The 20,077-nt window shown below is 38.9% G+C and carries 20 protein-coding genes; 19 read left to right on the top strand and 1 reads right to left on the bottom strand.

Going from position 1 to position 20,077, the window contains the following annotated elements; genetic code table 11:
* Nucleotides 1–256 precede the first annotated feature (256 nt).
* Nucleotides 257–541, bottom strand: a complete 285-nt coding sequence (locus ACNQFZ_RS11190) for an AbrB/MazE/SpoVT family DNA-binding domain-containing protein (RefSeq protein WP_458411434.1) — start codon at nt 539–541, stop codon at nt 257–259.
* 413 nt (nt 542–954) lie between these two features.
* Here ACNQFZ_RS11190 and metG point away from each other — a divergent pair, with 413 nt between their 5' ends.
* The 19 genes from metG (at nt 955) to spoVT (ending at nt 19,977) form a co-directional block, all read left to right on the top strand.
* On the top strand, nt 955–2,925 hold the full coding sequence (gene metG, locus ACNQFZ_RS11185; RefSeq protein ID WP_458411433.1) for a methionine--tRNA ligase: 1,971 nt from the start codon (nt 955–957) through the stop codon (nt 2,923–2,925).
* A gap of 16 nt (nt 2,926–2,941) precedes the next feature.
* Complete coding sequence (locus ACNQFZ_RS11180) at nt 2,942–3,709, top strand: TatD family hydrolase (protein WP_458411432.1); 768 nt, start codon at nt 2,942–2,944, stop codon at nt 3,707–3,709.
* A gap of 282 nt (nt 3,710–3,991) precedes the next feature.
* Nucleotides 3,992–5,152, top strand: a complete 1,161-nt coding sequence (locus tag ACNQFZ_RS11175) for a ubiquitin-like domain-containing protein (RefSeq protein WP_458411431.1) — start codon at nt 3,992–3,994, stop codon at nt 5,150–5,152.
* 156 nt (nt 5,153–5,308) lie between these two features.
* Nucleotides 5,309–5,869, top strand: a complete 561-nt coding sequence (gene rnmV, locus ACNQFZ_RS11170) for a ribonuclease M5 (protein ID WP_458411430.1) — start codon at nt 5,309–5,311, stop codon at nt 5,867–5,869.
* The gene (gene rsmA, locus ACNQFZ_RS11165; protein WP_458411429.1) at nt 5,866–6,744 is read left to right on the top strand and encodes a 16S rRNA (adenine(1518)-N(6)/adenine(1519)-N(6))-dimethyltransferase RsmA; all 879 of its coding nucleotides are present in this window, start codon (nt 5,866–5,868) and stop codon (nt 6,742–6,744) included. The genes rnmV and rsmA overlap by 4 nt, the downstream gene beginning before the upstream one ends.
* 80 nt (nt 6,745–6,824) lie before the next feature.
* A complete protein-coding gene (yabG, locus tag ACNQFZ_RS11160) occupies nt 6,825–7,691 on the top strand; it encodes a sporulation peptidase YabG (RefSeq protein ID WP_458411428.1) in 867 nt (288 codons plus the stop codon).
* 297 nt (nt 7,692–7,988) lie between these two features.
* Nucleotides 7,989–8,258, top strand: coding sequence for a biofilm formation stimulator Veg (gene veg, locus ACNQFZ_RS11155; protein WP_458415263.1), 270 nt, complete (start codon nt 7,989–7,991; stop codon nt 8,256–8,258).
* A 204-nt stretch (nt 8,259–8,462) separates the two neighbouring features.
* Nucleotides 8,463–8,645 carry a small, acid-soluble spore protein, alpha/beta type gene (locus tag ACNQFZ_RS11150; protein ID WP_458415262.1) on the top strand — a complete coding sequence of 61 codons (183 nt, stop codon included), beginning with the start codon at nt 8,463–8,465 and terminating at the stop codon, nt 8,643–8,645.
* Nucleotides 8,646–8,786: 141 nt separating this feature from the next.
* Nucleotides 8,787–9,659: a 4-(cytidine 5'-diphospho)-2-C-methyl-D-erythritol kinase gene (ispE, locus tag ACNQFZ_RS11145; RefSeq protein ID WP_458415261.1), complete on the top strand. Its 873-nt coding sequence runs from the start codon at nt 8,787–8,789 to the stop codon at nt 9,657–9,659.
* A gap of 79 nt (nt 9,660–9,738) precedes the next feature.
* A complete protein-coding gene (gene purR, locus ACNQFZ_RS11140) occupies nt 9,739–10,581 on the top strand; it encodes a pur operon repressor (protein WP_458415260.1) in 843 nt (280 codons plus the stop codon).
* Nucleotides 10,582–10,599: 18 nt separating this feature from the next.
* Complete coding sequence (gene ridA / locus ACNQFZ_RS11135; protein WP_458415259.1) at nt 10,600–10,974, top strand: 2-iminobutanoate/2-iminopropanoate deaminase; 375 nt, start codon at nt 10,600–10,602, stop codon at nt 10,972–10,974.
* Between the two features lie 151 nt (nt 10,975–11,125).
* On the top strand, nt 11,126–11,419 hold the full coding sequence (gene spoVG, locus ACNQFZ_RS11130; protein WP_458415258.1) for a septation regulator SpoVG: 294 nt from the start codon (nt 11,126–11,128) through the stop codon (nt 11,417–11,419).
* A gap of 205 nt (nt 11,420–11,624) precedes the next feature.
* Entirely contained in the window at nt 11,625–12,995 is a 1,371-nt protein-coding gene (glmU, locus tag ACNQFZ_RS11125; protein WP_458415257.1) for a bifunctional UDP-N-acetylglucosamine diphosphorylase/glucosamine-1-phosphate N-acetyltransferase GlmU, read from the top strand.
* Nucleotides 12,996–13,019: 24 nt separating this feature from the next.
* Nucleotides 13,020–13,973 (top strand): ribose-phosphate diphosphokinase, encoded by a 954-nt coding sequence (locus ACNQFZ_RS11120; RefSeq protein ID WP_458415256.1) that lies wholly within the window; start codon nt 13,020–13,022, stop codon nt 13,971–13,973.
* 105 nt (nt 13,974–14,078) lie between these two features.
* Complete coding sequence (locus ACNQFZ_RS11115) at nt 14,079–14,711, top strand: 50S ribosomal protein L25/general stress protein Ctc (protein WP_458415255.1); 633 nt, start codon at nt 14,079–14,081, stop codon at nt 14,709–14,711.
* An 85-nt stretch (nt 14,712–14,796) separates the two neighbouring features.
* The gene (gene pth, locus ACNQFZ_RS11110; protein ID WP_458415254.1) at nt 14,797–15,360 is read left to right on the top strand and encodes an aminoacyl-tRNA hydrolase; all 564 of its coding nucleotides are present in this window, start codon (nt 14,797–14,799) and stop codon (nt 15,358–15,360) included.
* Nucleotides 15,361–15,428: 68 nt separating this feature from the next.
* Complete coding sequence (locus ACNQFZ_RS11105; RefSeq protein ID WP_458415253.1) at nt 15,429–15,659, top strand: anti-sigma-F factor Fin; 231 nt, start codon at nt 15,429–15,431, stop codon at nt 15,657–15,659.
* Nucleotides 15,660–15,753: 94 nt separating this feature from the next.
* Nucleotides 15,754–19,269: a transcription-repair coupling factor gene (gene mfd, locus ACNQFZ_RS11100; RefSeq protein ID WP_458415252.1), complete on the top strand. Its 3,516-nt coding sequence runs from the start codon at nt 15,754–15,756 to the stop codon at nt 19,267–19,269.
* 168 nt (nt 19,270–19,437) lie between these two features.
* Complete coding sequence (gene spoVT / locus ACNQFZ_RS11095) at nt 19,438–19,977, top strand: stage V sporulation protein T (protein ID WP_458415251.1); 540 nt, start codon at nt 19,438–19,440, stop codon at nt 19,975–19,977.
* The last annotated feature ends 100 nt before the right edge of the window (nt 19,978–20,077 follow it).

Here is a 20,077-nt window from a genome sequence, read left to right as displayed (position 1 = left end):
GATTGGACAATCAACTAATTTATATAATGCAAGTTTTTATGCGGACACGAAAAAACATCTGGGTATTTCGGGGAAGTGAGACTATTTTCGTGTTTGTCCGCATAAAAACTTAAGGATAATCTGACCATTAGATTTTCACGTTGTCCAATCAAGATTGCTCACAATATTGGCTAATGAAATCCTTATATGTATATAAAAAAGAGGCTAAACAATTTCTTAGCCTCTTTTGCATATTCAAATTCACTTTGTATTTGACTTATTTTGCTACTGCAAGGTTATCTTGAAGCTCTTTTAATAATTGTTCTGCACCTTCACGGCTTAGTACAATTTTCCCATTAGCAAGTGTGAAATTGCTATCTGAAACTTCCCCAGTAATATAGCAAGTCATATTAGGCTTATATTTCTTTAAAACGATGCGATCATCATCAACATAAATTTCAAGCGCATCTTTTTCTGCAATCCCTAGTGTACGGCGTAATTCGATTGGAATAACGACACGTCCTAATTCATCAACTTTGCGAACGATACCTGTAGATTTCATTTGACCATTCTCCCTTTGAATGTAGATTATATATATTGTATAATTCGTCATGATTCGACAAATTTCATCTGTTTTCATCATATCAACTTTTCCAAAAGTAGTCAATTTTTATTTTGTAAAAAAGTGTAGAATTTATAAAAAAATGTATGTAGCAAGCTCGTAAACTACTGTTATATAAACTTTCCTTATTCACACTATAAGAATGGTAAATATTCAGACTCTTACATTTAATCCCTTATTTTCAAACTAATGTTTATTATCTATTATATAAAAATACGACAAAATTCAACAAGTATTTTGCTCACTACAAAATCAAAAAAAGGAATCTTGACAGCATTACTTTCGATTAGGTATATTTTGGTGATAATATAAAAGGTACGAACATTACAAAAGGTTTAAAGGGGATATCTAATATGAGTGAAAAAAAGACATTTTATTTAACAACTCCGATTTACTATCCAAGTGACAAATTACATATAGGGCATGCTTATACTACGGTGGCTGGAGATGCAATGGCACGCTATAAGCGCCTTCGTGGTTTTGATGTCATGTACTTGACAGGTACTGACGAGCATGGACAGAAGATTCAAAGGAAAGCAGAGGAAAAAGGTGTTAGCCCTCAAGCATTTGTTGATGGTATTGTATCAGGGATTCAAGATTTATGGAAAAAGCTTGATATATCTTATGATGATTTCATCCGCACAACGGAAGAGCGCCATAAAAAGATTGTCGAAAAGATTTTTGCACGATTGGTTGAACAAGGCGACATTTATTTAGATGAGTATGAAGGCTGGTATTGTACACCATGTGAATCATTCTTTACAGAGCGCCAAATTGAAGAGGGCAATTGTCCTGATTGTGGTCGTCCTGTTGAGAAGGTAAAAGAGGAGTCTTACTTCTTTAAGATGAGCAAGTATGTTGATCGCTTGCTCCAATATTACGAGGAAAATCCTGAATTTATTCAACCTGAATCACGCAAAAATGAAATGATTAATAACTTTATTAAGCCAGGCTTAGAGGATTTAGCTGTATCAAGAACAACATTTGATTGGGGCATTAAAGTGCCTGGCAACCCAAAGCATGTTATTTACGTATGGATTGATGCGTTATCAAATTATATTACTGCTTTGGGATACGATTCTGAAAATGACGAGAAATATCAAAAATACTGGCCGGCTGATGTCCATTTAGTTGGAAAGGAAATTGTCCGTTTCCACACAATTTATTGGCCAATTATGCTGATGGCTTTAGATTTACCGCTTCCAAAAAAGGTTTTTGCACATGGCTGGCTATTAATGAAAGATGGAAAAATGTCGAAATCAAAGGGAAATGTTATCGATCCAGTTACATTAATTGATCGTTATGGCCTTGATGCACTTCGCTATTACTTGCTGCGGGAAGTTCCATTTGGATCAGATGGCGTCTTCACACCGGAGGGCTTTGTTGACCGCATTAACTTTGACTTGGCCAATGATTTAGGAAACTTATTGAATCGTACGGTTGCGATGATTGATAAATACTTTGACGGTCAAATTCCGCAGTATGAAGGACATGTGACAGATTTAGACCAATCCATTGAAAAAATGGCAAAAGAAACGGTCGAAAAAGTAGAAGAAGCCATGGAAAAAATGGAATTTTCTGTTGCATTAGCAGCAATTTGGCAGCTTGTTAGCCGCACCAATAAATATATTGATGAGACGCAGCCATGGACTTTAGCTAAGGATGAAAATAAGAAAAAAGACTTAGCTTCTGTTATGTGCCATTTGGCGGAGTCATTAAGACAAACTTCCATTATGCTGCAGCCGTTTTTAACAAGAGCACCTCAAAAAATCTGGGAGCAGCTAGGTATTAACGGTGAAGAATTGACCAACTGGGAAAGTCTATATCAATTTGGAGTAATCAAAGGCGGTACGAAGGTACAGAAAGGTGAGCCTATTTTCCCAAGACTTGAAACTGAAAAAGAAGTAGAGGCTATTAAGAAAGACATGCAGCCACCTGCTCCAAAGCCAGAAGAAGCTGCTTCTGAAGCAAAAAGTGAAGAGCAAGTAATTCCTGAAGTTGAAGAAATCACGATCGATGATTTTATGAAAGTAGAACTTCGTGTTGCAGAAGTAATCCAAGTTGAAAAAATTAAAAAGGCAGATAAGCTGTTAAAGCTGCAATTAGATTTAGGCTATGAAAAACGCCAAGTTGTTTCCGGTATTGCCGAATATTATTCTCCAGAAGAGCTTACCGGCCAAAAGGTCATTTGCGTAACGAACTTAAAGCCGGTGAAATTGCGTGGCGAGCTTTCTCAAGGAATGATTTTAGCCGGTAAAGACAATGGAAAACTTAAGGTTGCTACCATTGATGCCAGCATTCCAAATGGAACAAAAATAAAGTAAACAAGGGAGTTTTACTATGCTATTTGATACCCATGTTCATCTCAATGCAAGCCAATTTGCAGAGGATGAGGAGGAAGTCATAAAGCGCGCGCAGGCTGAAGGGGTGTCTACTATGGTCTGCGTTGGATTTGATAAACAAACCATTCAAGATGCGATCAGAATTGCTGAAAAATATGATTTTATCTATGCTTCCGTTGGCTGGCATCCTGTCGATGCAATTGACATGCAAGAGGATGATCTTCTTTGGATGGAAGAGCTTGCAAGCCACCCAAAGGTTGTAGCCCTTGGTGAAATGGGCTTGGATTATTACTGGGATAAATCACCGAAGGATATTCAAAAAGATGTCTTTCGGAAACAAATCCGCTTAGCCAAAAAAGTGAATCTGCCGATTATTATCCATAACCGTGAAGCAACTCAGGATATTGTCGAAATTTTAAAAGAAGAGAATGCCGCTGAAGTTGGCGGAATTATGCATTGCTTTAGCGGTAGCATTGAAACGGCAAAGGAATGCATTGCGATGAATTTCTATATATCATTTGGCGGTCCCGTTACGTTTAAAAATGCAAAAAAGCCAAAGGAAGTGGTCACTGATCTTCCTTTGGAAAAATTACTAATTGAAACGGACTGTCCATACTTAACGCCACATCCTTATCGCGGCAAAAGAAATGAGCCTGCCTATGTAAAATTAGTGGCTGAACAAATTGCTGAGCTAAAAGGCACTACCTATGAGGAAGTAGCCCAGCAAACCACGCTAAATGCAAAAACAGTCTTTCGAATTTCATAATTATAAATACACAATATTTTGTAAGAGACAAGCTGAATATTGCGACCTGTCCAATCACTTTAGGGAGCGATATTCAGCTTGTTTTTTATTTTTTATGTATTTATCGAATCTTGTTGTCGATATTTTTGGGTGGATTTCCTTAACAAATTGCCTTTATAATGTGAAACGACAGACAATTCATAACCTGTCTGCACATACCCGAAACAGGAAGAGGTGGTAGATCTTAGTTGACAACTGATAAAGGGCTCTTATATAATCACTCCGTAAGAAGGAGGCAAATGAATGCTGAAATCGAAAAAAAATATAGTTGCCTTATCTAGTATTCTAGCAATTATTATGCTTGCGATACTGGGGTATCAGGTAACTAAACAGCCGGTCACGGTTGTTTTAGACGGAAAAGAGGAGACGGTTCGAACCCATGCAAAGTCAGTAAAAGAACTATTATCAGACCTTGATTTAGAAGTTTTAGAGCAGGATAAAGTCTCGCCACCCTTGGATTCGCCAGTAACGGCAAAAATGAGAGTAACATGGGACCCGGCAAAACCAATTAGATTTGTAGCCTGGGGGAAAGAACAAACAGTTTGGTCAGCAGCAAAAACTGTAGGGGATTTCATTAAAGAACAAAAAGTCACATTAAATGAACATGATAGAATTAGTCCAAGTAGGGATACAGAGCTAGATCAAAACACAGAAATTATCGTAGATACTGCTTTTCTTGTAACAATCAAAGATAAAAATGAGAAAAAGCAAGTTTGGACCACTTCGACTACTGTCGTTGACCTTTTAAAGCACCAAGAAATTAAACTGAATGAACTTGACCGCGTAGAGCCAGAAGCTAACTCTCAAGTCACGAAAAATATGGTAGTTAAGATAACACGCGTAGAAAAGGTCACCGATGTGGTGGAAGCACCAGTTGATTTTGCAGTTGTAACTCGAAAAGATTCATCCCTACCGTCGGGTGAAAAGCGGGTAGTCGATCAAGGTGAAAAAGGACTGGAGAAGCAGACCTTTGAAGTGATTTTGGAAAATGGGAAAGAAGTTTCTAGAAAACTAGTAAGCAGTGAAAAAGTCAAAGACAGTAAAGACAAAATTGTTGCTTTAGGAACAAAGCCAATTAAAAAACAAACATCACGCGGCTATGATAATCCTGTTAAAAAGGAATTTTATGTCCAAGCTACTGCCTATACAGCATACTGTAGTGGGTGCACCGGCAAAACAGCTACTGGAGTTAACTTACGGACAAACCCTGGCGCAAAGGTAATTGCCGTTGACCCAGACATCATTCCATTAGGAACAAAAGTATGGGTGGAGGGCTATGGTTATGCCATTGCAGCTGATACCGGAAGTTCAATTAAAGGCAATAAAATTGACCTTTTTATGTCAAATGAAAAAGAGGTTGGGAGCTACGGCCGCCAAACTGTTAAAATTAAAGTTTTAGAATAACACAGAGGATAAGCACCTCTGTGTTTTTTATTTTATACATTTTCGCTTATACTTGTATATATAATAAAATTTGGTATATTGATGTCTAGCTCCGGCGCCCAGCGACTAGTGGACTTCGCTAAACTAGCTTTGAGCTTTTCCAAATTGGAGGAAAAAATGAAAAAAATAAAAGAGATTATTGTTGTTGAGGGGAAAGATGATACTGTCCGTGTAAAAAGAGCTGTCGAGGCCGATACCATTGAAACAAATGGTTCTGAAATAAGTGAGGCAACCATTGAACAAATTCGTCTTGCTCAAAACACGCGTGGTGTAATCATTTTTACAGACCCTGATTATCCCGGTGAGCGGATTCGCAAGATTATTTCAGAACGGGTGCCGGGCTGTAAGCATGCTTTTTTACCAAGACATGAGGCAATCCCCAAGAAGGGGAAAGGACTTGGTGTTGAACATGCATCCATCGAGGCGATTCAAAAAGCCTTGCATGCTGTAAAACAAGAAATGATTGATGTGGAAGAGGAAATTACTCACGAAGACCTAATTGAAGCTGGTCTAATCGGTGAAGCCCGCTCGAAAGAAAGAAGAGAAAGGCTTGGGTCAATCTTAAAAATAGGTTATACGAACGGAAAACAACTACATAAACGCTTAAATATGTTTCAAATAAAAAAATCAATTTTTTTAGAAGCGGTACTTCAAGTATTGCAGGAGGAAACCAAATGACAAAGGATATTGCAACACCGGTACGAACTAGAACCATTTTGGAAAAACACGGATTTTCCTTTAAAAAAAGCTTAGGACAGAACTTCCTCATTGATTTAAATATTTTAAACCGAATTGTTGATTTTGCTGAACTAACAGAGAACAGTGGTGCAATTGAAATCGGCCCAGGGATTGGGGCATTAACGGAACAGCTGGCAAAGCGTGCAGAAAAGGTAGTCGCATTTGAGATTGACGGCCGTCTCTTGCCAATCTTGGAGGAAACACTTGCACCATACCCGCATGTGAAGGTCATCCATGAAGATGTATTAAAAGCGAATGTAAAAGAAGTCATTGCTGAGGAATTTGCGGAAGGCCAGGACCTAATGGTTGTTGCTAATCTGCCCTATTATGTAACAACGCCAATCATTATGAAGCTCTTAACTGAGCATCTGCCGATTCGTGGAATTGTTGTTATGCTTCAAAAGGAGGTTGCCGACCGCATTGCAGCTTCACCAGGAACTAAGGATTATGGATCTTTATCGATTGCAATTCAATATTATACGGAAGCCAAAACTGTGATGACAGTACCAAAAACGGTATTTATTCCGCAACCTAATGTTGATTCTGCGGTAATTCGATTAATCAAAAGAAAGGAACCACCTGTTCAGGTGAAAAATGAGGACTTTTTCTTTACGGTTGTTAGAGCGAGCTTTGCCCAACGCCGGAAGACCATTTTTAATAATTTAACGAGCCACTTTTCTGGCAAACTTGAGAAGCAGGAAATTGAGAAGGCCCTTCTGGCTGCTGACATTGATCCGAAAAGACGCGGTGAGACCTTAAGTATCCTCGAGTTTGGAAAGCTGAGCGATGAGCTCTATCCCCACGTGTTTTTCTAATCATTCTAATCACATTTTCCTTCTTGATACATAGGCTATAAAAGGCAGTATTGGAACTGGTCTATGTGGAGGGGGGAAATATGGATATTAAAGTAGGTGATATGGTTGCCCGCATATCCTACCAGCAGGATTTGCTCTTTCGAGTAACGGAAATCAATAACACTACAGCGATTTTATTTGGTGAAGATGTTAGGCTTATTGCTGACGCTCCGCTATTAGACTTAATAAGTATTGATGATAAGGAATATAAAAGCAGACAAAAAAAGGAAAAAGAAAAAGTAAATAAATCAAACTGGTTATTCCGCCAAGATTATAATTTAATCCGTCAAAGAAATGAATATCAGGCATCGGGAGGCTATAGTCATAACGAGATGTTCTTTCAAATGCCGGGTCGTGTCCTTCATTTAGATGGCGACCCCGTTTATTTACAAAAGTGTCGAGCATTATACGAGAGACTTAATGTTCCGATGTTTGGTGTCCATATGAACGAAAAAGAGATGCCTGAAAAGGTGGGAAAGCTAATTGATCAAATACGTCCCGATATATTAGTTGTAACCGGTCATGATGCCTATATTAAGTCAAAGGGGAAACAAAGTGATATCAAGGCTTATCGCCATTCCCGCTATTTTGCACAAACTGTCTTTGAGGCAAGAAAGAAAGTACCACATTTAGATCAACTCGTTATTTTCGCTGGTGCGTGTCAATCCCATTTTGAATCATTAATAAAAGCGGGGGCTAATTTTGCGAGCTCACCAACCCGCATCAATATCCACGCTCTTGACCCGGTTTATATTGTAGCTAAGATTAGTTATACACCGATTAAGGACCATATTAATGTGTGGGATGTGCTGCGCAATACATTGACAGGAGAAAAAGGCTTAGGCGGAGTTGAGACAAGAGGGCTGCTTCGAATAGGCATGCCCTATAGTGACCCGGATTTTGAATAATCAGCTGTCTTTAAAGGTTAGTGTGATTGTAGGAATGTATATATTCAAAATATTGGATATTACTCTCTTAGCGATGGCCTATACTTTAAAGACAGCTTTTATTATTAAAGGAGTAAAAATATACTCAAAAAATACATAATTTTGACAAACCAAGGGATAATACTACTATGTTCACAAAAATAGTTGTTAAATAAGCAAAAAACCCATTGACAGTAAAAAGGTGTCACTGATATAATTTTAGTTTTATTTGACTAAAGTGGTGCTGAGTGATATACTATACATAGTGAGGTGGAACGAATGGGAAAAACTTTGTTAGACATTAAACGGATCCTCGACAATAATCTTGGGAAACGCCTAACATTAAAAGCAAATGGTGGGCGCCGCAAGACGATTGAAAGGTCTGGAGTTTTGGCTGAAACGTATCCTTCAGTTTTCATTATTGAACTTGATCAACAAGAAAATTCATTCGAACGTGTATCATACAGTTATGCAGACGTTTTAACAGAAACAGTCGAATTAACTTTTTTAGATGAAAGTGCGGGGAGCATTGCGATAAGCGGACAGTAAATCGAGTTTACTGTCTTTTTAACTGCCTTTTTTGGGAAGTGCTTGGATACAAACCTAAGTTGTCCAATCACTATAGGAAACGATAATCGGCTGATGGAATCGTTTTATTCATGGTTGCAGCTCATGGGGGTATTCATCAATGAATGACTTCATGCTAATCTCCTCATACTAAAACTATCGCAGTTTTAGGAGGGAGCATTCTTTATGGGCAGACGAAAAGGCTTAATGTCCCAACAATTTAAAGATGAACTCGCAAAGGAACTTGGATTTTACGATACTGTACAAGCTGAAGGCTGGGGCGGTATAACAGCAAGACAAGCCGGAAGCATGGTGAAGCGCGCTGTTGAAATGGCACAGCAAAATTTGGTGAACCAGCAAAAACAGTAAATCACGTCCTTATGACAACTAAACTACTGCGATAACCGAAGCTAAAAATAGCTTCGGTTTTTTTTTATTAAAAATGGTTATACTTGTTGTTTATGATACAATATACGAAAAAGAGAAGTTGTAGTTAGTAGGTGAAATAGGATGGGCAATCGAATATTAGTAAAAGCGCCGGCAAAAATTAATTTATCCTTAGATGTTTTACACAAACGAGATGATGGTTATCATGAGGTAAAAATGATAATGACTACCATCGATTTGGCGGATCGGATTGAACTAGAAGAGCAAGAAGAAAATAAAATCAGCATCCTCTCGCATAATCGGTTTGTTCCTGATGATGAACGGAATCTTGCTTATCAGGCAGCCAAACTTTTAAAAGAGAGGTTTGGCGTAAAAAAGGGTGTTTCCATTTTAATCTCTAAGGTAATTCCTGTTGCTGCTGGATTGGCTGGAGGAAGCAGTGATGCAGCGGCAACACTAAGAGGTTTAAACAAGTTGTGGAATTTAGGACTTTCTTTAGATGAACTTGCGGAACTGGGTGCAGAAATTGGCTCGGATGTGTCATTCTGTGTGTATGGAGGTACGGCGATTGCCACAGGACGAGGCGAAATAATCGAGCCTATAGCGGCACCACCGCCATGTTGGGTTATCCTGGCTAAACCGACAATTGGCGTTTCAACTGCAGATGTATACCGCAATTTAAAGGTGGACCAAGTGAAGCACCCAGATACAGACGCGATGATTCGTGCTATAAATAATCATGATTTCAAAGGGATATGTGAAAATGTCGGTAATGTGTTGGAAACTGTAACATTAAAGCTTCATCCCGAGGTCAACCATATTAAAGTACAGATGAATCGCTTTGGGGCGGATGCCGTTTTAATGAGTGGCAGTGGGCCGACTGTTTATGGTCTTGTCCAATATCAATCACGTCTTCATCGAATTTATAATGGATTAAGGGGCTTTTGCGACCAAGTGTATGCTGTAAGAATGTTAGGTCAGAGAAATGAAGGTTAAAATAGGCTGACCCTTGATTAAATCCGTATAAAGATGGTATAGTAACTATAAAACATTCGGATTTAGGGGGTGAACATGTATGAAAATAAGACGAAGCGGAAGATTGGTAGATATGACAAGCTATTTGTTGGATCATCCCCGCCACTTAGTATCACTTTCTTTTTTCGCAGATCGTTACGGAGCCGCAAAGTCATCGATTAGTGAAGATTTAGGAATTATTAAACAAACCTTTGAAGAGCAAGGAATCGGTTCATTACATACAGTGCCTGGAGCAGCAGGCGGGGTTAAATTTATCCCACATGCCTCGGAAACAGAAGCGCATGAGTTTATTGAACAGCTACGTGGTCAACTGGCTGAGCCAGATCGGCTTCTTCCAGGCGGTTATTTATACTTAAATGATATCTTGGGCAACCCGCGGATTGTTAATAGAATTGGTCGGTTATTTGCATCTGTTTTTGCTGACCGCAAAATTGATGTTGTCATGACTGTCGCAACGAAAGGAATCTCCATTGCCTATGCGGTTGCGTCCTACTTGGATGTTCCGGTCGTAATAGTACGCCGTGACAGTAAAGTAACAGAAGGGTCAACAGTGAGTATCAATTATGTTTCAGGGTCAACGAAGAGAATCCAGAACATGGTGCTTTCAAGAAGAAGTTTAGCAGAAGGGTCACATGTTCTCATTATAGACGACTTTATGAAAGCTGGAGGAACGATAAACGGTATGGTCAGTATGCTGGAAGAATTCAAAGCTACTGTAGCCGGCATTGGTGTTTTAGTAGAGTCAGAAGATACGGAAGAGCGTTTAGTTGATGAGTATATTTCCATCGTACAACTATCAAAAGTAAATGTGAAAGAAAAGCAGATTGAAGTGGAAGAAGGCAATTATTTCAGATTTGCCAAGCCATTAAGTATAGAGGAGTAATCATTAGGAGGAATAGAAATGAAAGCCGTTCATACAGAAAATGCACCTGCAGCTATCGGACCATATTCTCAGGGGATTGTTGTTAACAATCTATTTTATAGCTCTGGACAAATTCCATTAACGCCCGCAGGAGAAATGGTAACTGGTGATATTGAAGCGCAAACACATCAAGTATTTGCTAACCTTAAAGCCGTACTTGCTGAAGCAGGTGCGTCATTTGAAACAGTCATTAAAACGACTGTTTTTATCAAAGATATGAATGATTTTACTAGACTAAATGAAGTTTATGGACAGTATTTCAGCGAGCATAAGCCAGCAAGATCATGTGTGGAGGTTGCAAGACTTCCGAAGGATGCACTAGTAGAAATTGAGGTAGTTGCCTTAGTAAAATAGTAGTTAAATATGTGTTCACAAAATGTCCAACTTTTGTATGAGAAGTTGGATTTTTTTTGTAAATTTTTTGTGAACTAGAAGGATTTAACTAAATTTTGTTGAATTACTGGTAATATGTTTTTATTTAGTTAGGAAAAAGGTGGTGATACAGATGGAAGTAACAGACGTAAGATTACGCCGCGTGAACACCGAGGGACGCATGAGAGCCATCGCCTCCATTACGCTTGATCATGAATTTGTTGTTCATGATATTCGAGTAATTGATGGGAATAACGGTTTATTTGTGGCAATGCCAAGTAAACGTACTCCTGATGGAGAATTCCGTGATATAGCTCATCCTATTAATTCTTCCACTCGTGGAAAAATTCAAGATGCAGTTTTGGCTGAATATCATCGTTTAGGGGAGCTTGATGAAGTGGAATATGAAGAAGCAGGAGCCTCCTAAATTTTAAATTTAAAACTAAAGGGCTGTCTCAACAGTATTTAGTACCCGCGCCTTTTTGCGCTTGTATGTACTAAATCCTTTTGAGGCAGCCTTTTTTATGTATATTTTATAGGAATTTTCTTCATATTTACGTTGATATGTTGAAATAGGCTGGCTTTTGCGATATATTCGAAGGTGGTAAAAAGGTGTCGAGTGGGGGTTTTCTATGAATCGTTATGCCGTTATTTTAGCAGCTGGTCAAGGCACAAGGATGAAGTCAAAGCTTTATAAAGTTTTGCATCCTGTCTGCGGAAAGCCGATGGTGGAGCATGTCATTGACCATGTATCTATACTTACTATGGAAAAAATCGTGACCATTATTGGCCACGGGGCGGAAAAGGTGAAGCAATATTTAGGAAATAAATGCGAGTATGCTCTTCAGGAAGAGCAGCTTGGGACTGCACATGCGGTTCGACAAGCAGAATCTCTTCTCGGCAATGAAGAAGGAACAACACTCGTTATTTGTGGTGATACACCTTTAATTACACCTGATACAATGAAAGCTCTTCTAGAGCATCATACAGAGACAAATGCGAAGGCGACCATTCTAACTGCTTATTCCGATGATCCAACTGGATACGGGCGCATTATTCGAAATGAGAACGGCTTTGTTGAAAAGATTGTTGAACACAAAGATGCAAATGAAAGTGAATTAAGAGTAAAAGAGATAAATACAGGCACCTATTGTTTTGATAATCAATCTCTTTTTCAGGCCCTTAAAGAAGTAAAAAATGATAATGCCCAAGGTGAGTTTTATTTACCTGATGTTATTGAAATCTTGAAGAACAAAGGTGAAACAATATCAGCGTATCAAACGAACGATATGGAAGAAACTTTAGGTGTAAATGATAGAATTGCACTTTCTGAAGCAGAGCGGATAATGAAGAAGAGAATCAACATCACCCATATGAAGAATGGGGTAACGATAATTGATCCTGCTAATACATATATATCGGCAGAAGCAATTATTGGCAGTGATACCGTTATTTATCCTGGGTCTGTTATCAAAGGAAAGTCAGTGATCGGTAGTGATAGCATCATCGGTCCTAATAGTGAGGTGGATCATTGTATAGTCGGTGATCGCACAGTGATTCGCCATTCTGCTGTCTATGATAGCGAAATTGGCAACGGTGTGAATATCGGACCGTTTGCTCATATTAGACCGCAATCTACTTTACACGATGAAGTGAAGATTGGCAACTTTGTAGAGGTCAAGAAATCAGTATTGGGGACGGGAAGTAAAGTTTCTCATCTCAGCTATATTGGTGATGCCGAAGTCGGCAAAGATGTCAATATTGGCTGCGGCTCAATTACCGTTAATTATGATGGTGAGAAGAAGCATCTAACGAAAATAGAAGATGGAGTATTTGTTGGCTGCAATTCAAATTTGGTTGCACCGGTCACAATAGGGAAAGATTCCTTTATTGCCGCTGGGTCAACCATTACTGAAGATGTCCCTGAAAGTAGTTTATCGATTGCCCGCGCAAGACAAGTTAATAAAATTGGATATATCGAAAAAAAGAAAGCTAATCAATAAAAATTACGGAGGTTTATTTCAACAATGCCAAACCAATATCTTGACCCAAATTTAAAAGTGTTCACCTTAAATTCAAATCCTGCTTTAGCTTATGAAATCGTTGAACATATCGGAATTGAAATGGGAAAATGTTCTGTAGCACGCTTTAGCGATGGAGAGGTACAAATCAACATTGACGAAAGTATTCGCGGCTGTGATGTATATGTTATTCAACCTACAAGTGCACCAGTTAACGAACATTTGATGGAAGTTTTAATCATGATTGATGCTCTTAAACGTGCTTCAGCTAAAACAATTAACGTTGTTATGCCTTATTATGGTTATGCTCGTCAAGACCGGAAGGCACGTGCACGTGAGCCGATTACTTCTAAATTAGTTGCAAATTTACTTGAAACAGCTGGAGCATCACGTGTCATCCTTCTTGACCTACATGCACCGCAAATTCAAGGATTTTTTGATATTCAAGTAGACCATCTGCAAGCAGTACCTATTTTAACTGATTATTTCAAACAGAAAAATTTAGAGGACATCGTTGTTGTTTCACCTGACCATGGTGGTGTAACACGTGCAAGAAAGATGGCAGATCGCTTGAAAGCACCAATTGCAATTATTGATAAGCGCCGTCCACGTCCAAATGTGGCTGAGATTATGAATATTATTGGTAACATTGAAGGAAAAACGGCTATTCTAATTGACGATATCATTGATACAGCTGGAACTATTACACTTGCAGCCAATGCTCTTGTTGAACATGGGGCAAAAGAAGTATATGCATGCTGTACACATCCAGTTCTATCTGGCCCAGCAATGGAAAGAATTATGAATTCAAAGATTAAAGAGCTTGTTGTGACGAATACAATTGCATTACCGGAAGAAAAGAAAATTCCAAAATTAATCGAACTTTCAGTTGCACCTTTAATCAGTGAAGCGATCATTCGCGTTCATGAGGAACAATCAGTAAGTACATTATTCGATTGATCACATAAAGGTCATATAATTTATTAAAATTAATGTTTGCTTTCCCGGGCTTTTGGAGAAATTGATAGAAGGGATAAAATATTTCCATGAGGAAGGTGCTTATTCTTGTCTACAATTTCTGCAATGAAAAGAGAAGATTTTAAAAAATCAGCGATTACGAGGCTGCGTGGAAACGGCAAAATACCTGCTGTTGTCTATGGGAAAAACAAACCAACAAAACATATTTATTTCGATGCACTTGAATTCAAGAAAACAATGAGAAAGGCTGGACGTAATGCCATCCTCCAGTTGAAGGTGGAAAATGACAGCACAGAATCTGTCATGCTTCATGATGTGCAAATGAATCCGCTTAACGGTGAAGTGGTCCATGCCGATTTCTTTATTGTGAATATGTCATCGGAAATTGATGTTGAAGTGGTCGTGAATCTAGTTGGCGATGCACAGGGAGTAAAGGACGGCGGTACATTACAGCAGCCATTGTATAAAGTGACCGTGCGTTCTTTACCTAGGGATATTCCCGAAAAGATTGACATTGATATCTCACAGTACAATATTGGTGATGTTATTACCGCTGGCGATATTAAAGTCGATGGTAAATATGAAATTATCGATGATAAAGATACGGTCATAGCTTCCATCCTGCAGCCAAAAGTCGAAGATGAAGTTGGCAGCGGGGAAGTTCAGGATACAGGTGAAGCAAAAGACCAAGATGAAAATGTGAATACAGAAGCAGAATAATGATATAATAAGACGTAGCCAAAATTTGGTTACGTCTTTTAGATATGTGCCAAGATGATTTGATGTAAAGAGAGGGAATAAACCATTGAAATATTTCGTTGGCTTGGGAAACCCAGGGAAAAATTATGAAAAAACAAGGCATAATGTCGGTTTTATGGTCATTGATGAACTTTGTAAGCGCTGGGGCCTTTCACTAAACAAAGAAAAATTTAAGGGAGTATATGGAATGGGGACGATAAATGGCGAAAAGGTCATATTATTAAAGCCGCTTACATATATGAATTTATCAGGAGAATCCATTAGACCACTCTTAGACTACTATGAGATTCCATTGGAGGATCTAATTGTTATTTATGATGACCTCGATTTGCCGACAGGGAAGATACGTCTGCGTACAAAAGGAAGTGCTGGAGGACATAATGGTATAAAGTCATCCATCCAGCATTTAGGTACACAAGACTTTAAGCGGCTCAGAATTGGCATCGATCGCCCGAAAAACGGAATGCAGGTAGTTGACTACGTCTTAGGTGTATTTTCCAAAGACGAGCAGCCTCAGATTGAAGGTGCAATTAAAGATGCTACTGATGCTTGCGAAGCATGGCTTTCAAGGTCGTTTTTAGAAGTGATGAATGAATTCAATCAAAAGTAACTGTGCAAGTATAGAATCCCCTTAACGTGCCCATAATAATTTTAAAGGTCTCATTAAGGAGGGTTACTATGCCTATTCGTTATTACTGCAGGCACTGCAATATACAAATGGGTGAAGTGGATGCAGATAGGATTGATTCTAAAACATTAGGATTTCATCTGTTAAATGAGGAAGAAAGACTGGATATGATAAATTATGATACAAATGGGGACATTCTAGTTAAATCAATTTGTGAGGATTGTCAGGAAGCACTTGAACGAAATCCGGATTATCATTCATTACATACTTTCATCCAATAATAGTAAGAGGTGTGCTTTGGAAAAAACCAAAGCGTTTTTCTGTTTGTACTGTTCAAGATGCTTGTGTTTTTCTAGATAGGGGGAATGATTGGCTTTGTTAGGGTTACGATCGTACTTTATAAAAAATGGAGAAATCAAAACAGTTGCAAGTGGCTTCAATGAGGGCCTTAAAGAACAATTGGTGGCTGGTTTAACAGGGTCAACGAGAGCCTTGTTTATTGCGGCTATGTATATAGAAACAAAACAGCCGCAACTGGTTGTTACACATAATTTATACCAAGCACAGAAAATGTATGATGACTTACTAGAGATGATTGGCGAGGATGAAGTTTTTCTATATCCCGTCAATGAATTAATTGCAGCAGAAATTGCAATTGCGAGTCCGGAGCTAAAGGGACAACGTATTGATGCTTTAAATCATTGGTGTAGAAATAAAAAAGGGATTCTGATTGCTCCTGTTGCAGGATTAAGGAGAATTTTGCCGCCGAAGGAATTATGGAAAAAGAGCCAAATTCATTTAGAGTCTGGAAAAGAATTAGATTTGGAATCCTTTTTAGTAACACTTGTACAAATGGGATATGAACGGGCTTCTATGGTATCTACACCAGGCGAGTTTAGCATTCGCGGCGGGATTATCGATATCTATCCATTAACCGAAGAACAGCCGCTCAGGATTGAGCTATTTGATACAGATATTGATTCGATTCGTTACTTTAATATTGAGGACCAACGTTCGTTGCAAACAGTCAGTGAAGTATCTCTCGGCCCGGCGACAGAAGTGATTCTGTTTGACGAACATTTTGAAAGAGGCGCTGATTTACTTGAAAACGGGCTTGCCAAAAGCTTAAAGAAGGTATCTGACCCAAGTGCAAAAGAAGCCCTTTCAGAAAATATTTCCCATGAAATAGAGCAGTTGAGAGGACGGCAGACATTTCAGGAAATGTACAAGTATATGGGGCTTTATTACGATAGGCCTGCTAGTTTGCTAGATTATTTACCGGAAAGTGGCATTGTCATCATGGACGAAATCAGCCGTATCCAAGAGATGTCACAGAGTCTTGATAAAGAAGAGGCGGAGTGGCAAACATCGCTTATTGGACAGGGTGATATGATTGTGGACCTGTCAATCCATCACCATTTTCAAGAATTATTGGAAAAGTCAAAAAGTCCATTACTCTATTTATCTCTTTTCCTACGACATGTGCCACATACACATCCTGAAAATATTATTAACTTTACATGTAAAACAATGCAAAACTTTCATGGCCAAATGGATCTGTTGAAAGGGGAGCTGGAAAGATGGAGAAAAGGGCATTTTGCAGTTGTATTTCTTGCCGCCAATGACGAGCGTGTCCATAAGTTAGCGGCCGTTCTAGCTGATTATGATATTGAAGCTGAAGTCCTCGGAAAAGAATCAGATTTATTAACATCCCACTTTCAAATTATAAAAGGTGATTTATCAAGTGGATTTGAACTGCCATTACAGCATTTAGCTGTCATAACGGAGGAAGAGCTTTTTACAAAAAAAGCAAAAAAGACTGTACGGCGCCAAAAGCTATCTAACGCCGAAAGGATCAAAAGCTATTCAGAGCTCCAGGTTGGCGATTACGTTGTCCATGTTAACCATGGTATCGGTAAATATTTAGGTATTGAGACATTGGAAATTAATGGTGTCCATAAAGATTACCTACATCTTCGGTATTTGGGCAATGACAAGCTCTATGTTCCTGTTGAACAAATTGACCAGGTGCAAAAATATGTAGCATCTGAAGGAAAAGAGCCGAAATTATACAAGCTGGGCGGCACCGATTGGAAAAAGGTTAAAACGAAGGTGCAAAAGTCCGTTCAGAATATTGCGGATGATTTAATCAAGCTTTACGCTGAAAGGGAGGCAAGCCGCGGGTATGCATTCCCGAAGGATGGCGAGGAACAGCGTGAATTAGAGGCTTCCTTCCAATATCAAGAGACGGAAGACCAGCTTCGTTGTATTGAGGAAATTAAAAAGGATATGGAAAGTGAACGGCCGATGGATCGTCTTCTATGTGGTGATGTAGGCTACGGAAAAACGGAAGTGGCGATTCGGGCTGTATTTAAGGCTGTCATGGACGGGAAACAAGTTGCATTTTTAGTGCCAACGACGATTTTAGCGCAACAGCATTATGAGACGATTCGTGAGCGCTTTCAAGGCTTCCCAATCGAGGTGGGGTTACTGAGCCGTTTTCGTACGAAGAAACAACAAGCGGAGACGATTAAAGGACTTAAAAACGGTACAGTTGATGTTGTGGTCGGGACTCATCGCATTTTGTCTAAGGATATAGTCTACCGAGATTTAGGGCTACTAGTCATTGATGAAGAGCAGCGCTTTGGAGTGACCCATAAAGAAAAAATTAAGAAATTGAAAGCAAATATTGATGTCTTAACATTAACAGCCACGCCAATTCCAAGAACGCTCCATATGTCCATGTTGGGCGTAAGGGATTTGTCAGTCATTGAAACACCACCTGAGAATCGCTTTCCAATCCAAACCTATGTTGCTGAGTATAACCCAGGCCTTGTAAAGGAAGCGATTGAGCGGGAGTTGGCCCGTGATGGACAAATCTATTTTCTTTACAATCGGGTCGAGGATATTGAACGCAAAGCGGAAGAGATATCGATGCTAGTACCGGATGCGAAGGTCACTTATGCCCATGGGCAAATGAATGAAAATGAATTAGAGGCCGTAATTTTATCATTTTTAGAAGGAGAATTCGATGTTCTGGTCAGCACGACCATTATCGAGACTGGGGTTGATATACCAAACGTAAATACGTTGATTGTATATAATGCAGATAAAATGGGACTTTCCCAGTTATATCAACTTAGGGGACGTGTAGGCCGTTCAAACCGAGTGGCATATGCTTATTTTACTTATCAAAAGGATAAAATTTTAACTGAGGTTGCAGAGAAACGACTCCAAGCCATTAAGGAATTTACGGAGCTTGGGTCAGGCTTCAAAATTGCCATGCGTGACCTTTCCATCCGCGGTGCGGGTAATCTCTTGGGAGCCGAACAGCATGGATTTATTGATTCCGTTGGTTTTGATCTATATTCACAAATGCTAAAAGATGCGATTGAGGAAAGAAGAGGGAAGCCGAAGGAAGAAATTTTCCATGATGTTGAAATCAATCTTGACCTTGATGCTTATATACCGTCTGAATATATCACGGATGAAAAACAAAAAATTGATATGTATAAACGCTTCCGCGCACTAGATTCGTTGGAGGATATTGAAGACCTACAAGATGAAATGATCGACCGCTTCGGAGAATTTCCAAAAGAGGTGGAGGACCTATTCCGAATTTCAAGGCTTAAAGTGTATGCCAAGAAACAAAGAATTAACTCCATTATTCAAAAGAAAAATGAAATTTGGATGCTCATGGACGCGACTCCTGAACTCATTAGCAAAGTTGTCGAGCTTTCAGCGAAGTATGTAAAGGATATTCGACTAGGACAAGAGGGAGAAAAGCTAAAAATCATTACTGAACAAAATAAGCATTCACTTGATGAGCAATTGAAAATTGTTGAATCCTTTTTAAAGGGACTTAATCTAAAAGAAGAGCAAGTAATTTAGTGGTAAATATTCCCTGGGTGTAATTAGATAAATTTCACTTTCATGATGAATAGAACTGTAAAGGTGTAAGATACTAAACTCAAGAAATTGGTGATTTCTTCAATCAAAGGTGTTAGCAGCTAAATCACCAAAGATTTTCAATCATCAGATGAAAGTGAGGCAGCTAGAATGAAAGCAACAGGTATCGTTCGTCGAATTGATGATTTAGGAAGAGTCGTTATCCCAAAGGAAATTAGAAGAACACTTAGGATCCGTGAAGGGGATCCGTTAGAGATTTTTGTAGATAGAGATGGAGAAGTGATTTTAAAGAAATATTCTCCGATTAGTGAACTTAGTGATTTTGCCAAGGAATATGCAGAAGCACTATATGATAGCCTAGGGCATACAATCTTAATTACGGATAGAGATTCATTTATTGCAGTTGCCGGGGGTTCCAAGAAGGAGTATTTAAACCGTAATATTGGTCAAGTTATTGAAAAGGCAATGGAGGATCGCCAAGTCGTTGTGGAAACGACTGAAAAAGACATCGAAATTATTGATGGTGTTGAAGAAAAAGTGTCCTCCTATTGTATTGGACCGATTATTGCCAATGGTGACCCAATTGGATCCGTGTTTATTTTAGCAAGAGAAGGAAAAACAGTTGGGGAAATTGAGCAAAAGCAGGCTGAAACGGCTGCAAGCTTCTTAGCCCGTCAAATGGAACAATAGAGGTTCTTAAAGAAATCAAGATGTATACCTATACTTAATCCTAAATCATGATCGTGCGAAAGTGAAATTTTAACATAGTCTTTAGAGGAGGCGGCATAGC

The sequence above is a fragment of the Schinkia acidoalkalinis genome (assembly GCF_054301215.1).
This window is presented reverse-complemented; position numbering and strand designations above follow the sequence as displayed.

Excerpts from the sequence above, each read along its gene's own strand:
- ACNQFZ_RS11180 (WP_458411432.1), top strand. The coding sequence starts at position 2,942 with ATGCTATTTGATACCCATGTTCATCTCAATGCAAGCCAATTTGCAGAG.
- ACNQFZ_RS11190 (WP_458411434.1), bottom strand. The coding sequence starts at position 541 with ATGAAATCTACAGGTATCGTTCGCAAAGTTGATGAATTAGGACGTGTC.
- glmU (WP_458415257.1), top strand. The coding sequence starts at position 11,625 with ATGAATCGTTATGCCGTTATTTTAGCAGCTGGTCAAGGCACAAGGATG.
- spoVT (WP_458415251.1), top strand. The coding sequence starts at position 19,438 with ATGAAAGCAACAGGTATCGTTCGTCGAATTGATGATTTAGGAAGAGTC.
- ACNQFZ_RS11105 (WP_458415253.1), top strand. The coding sequence starts at position 15,429 with ATGCCTATTCGTTATTACTGCAGGCACTGCAATATACAAATGGGTGAA.
- ACNQFZ_RS11150 (WP_458415262.1), top strand. The coding sequence starts at position 8,463 with ATGGGCAGACGAAAAGGCTTAATGTCCCAACAATTTAAAGATGAACTC.
- rsmA (WP_458411429.1), top strand. The coding sequence starts at position 5,866 with ATGACAAAGGATATTGCAACACCGGTACGAACTAGAACCATTTTGGAA.
- purR (WP_458415260.1), top strand. The coding sequence starts at position 9,739 with ATGAAAATAAGACGAAGCGGAAGATTGGTAGATATGACAAGCTATTTG.
- metG (WP_458411433.1), top strand. The coding sequence starts at position 955 with ATGAGTGAAAAAAAGACATTTTATTTAACAACTCCGATTTACTATCCA.
- ACNQFZ_RS11120 (WP_458415256.1), top strand. The coding sequence starts at position 13,020 with ATGCCAAACCAATATCTTGACCCAAATTTAAAAGTGTTCACCTTAAAT.
- yabG (WP_458411428.1), top strand. The coding sequence starts at position 6,825 with ATGGATATTAAAGTAGGTGATATGGTTGCCCGCATATCCTACCAGCAG.
- ACNQFZ_RS11175 (WP_458411431.1), top strand. The coding sequence starts at position 3,992 with ATGCTGAAATCGAAAAAAAATATAGTTGCCTTATCTAGTATTCTAGCA.
- spoVG (WP_458415258.1), top strand. The coding sequence starts at position 11,126 with ATGGAAGTAACAGACGTAAGATTACGCCGCGTGAACACCGAGGGACGC.
- rnmV (WP_458411430.1), top strand. The coding sequence starts at position 5,309 with ATGAAAAAAATAAAAGAGATTATTGTTGTTGAGGGGAAAGATGATACT.
- ridA (WP_458415259.1), top strand. The coding sequence starts at position 10,600 with ATGAAAGCCGTTCATACAGAAAATGCACCTGCAGCTATCGGACCATAT.
- ispE (WP_458415261.1), top strand. The coding sequence starts at position 8,787 with ATGGGCAATCGAATATTAGTAAAAGCGCCGGCAAAAATTAATTTATCC.
- veg (WP_458415263.1), top strand. The coding sequence starts at position 7,989 with ATGGGAAAAACTTTGTTAGACATTAAACGGATCCTCGACAATAATCTT.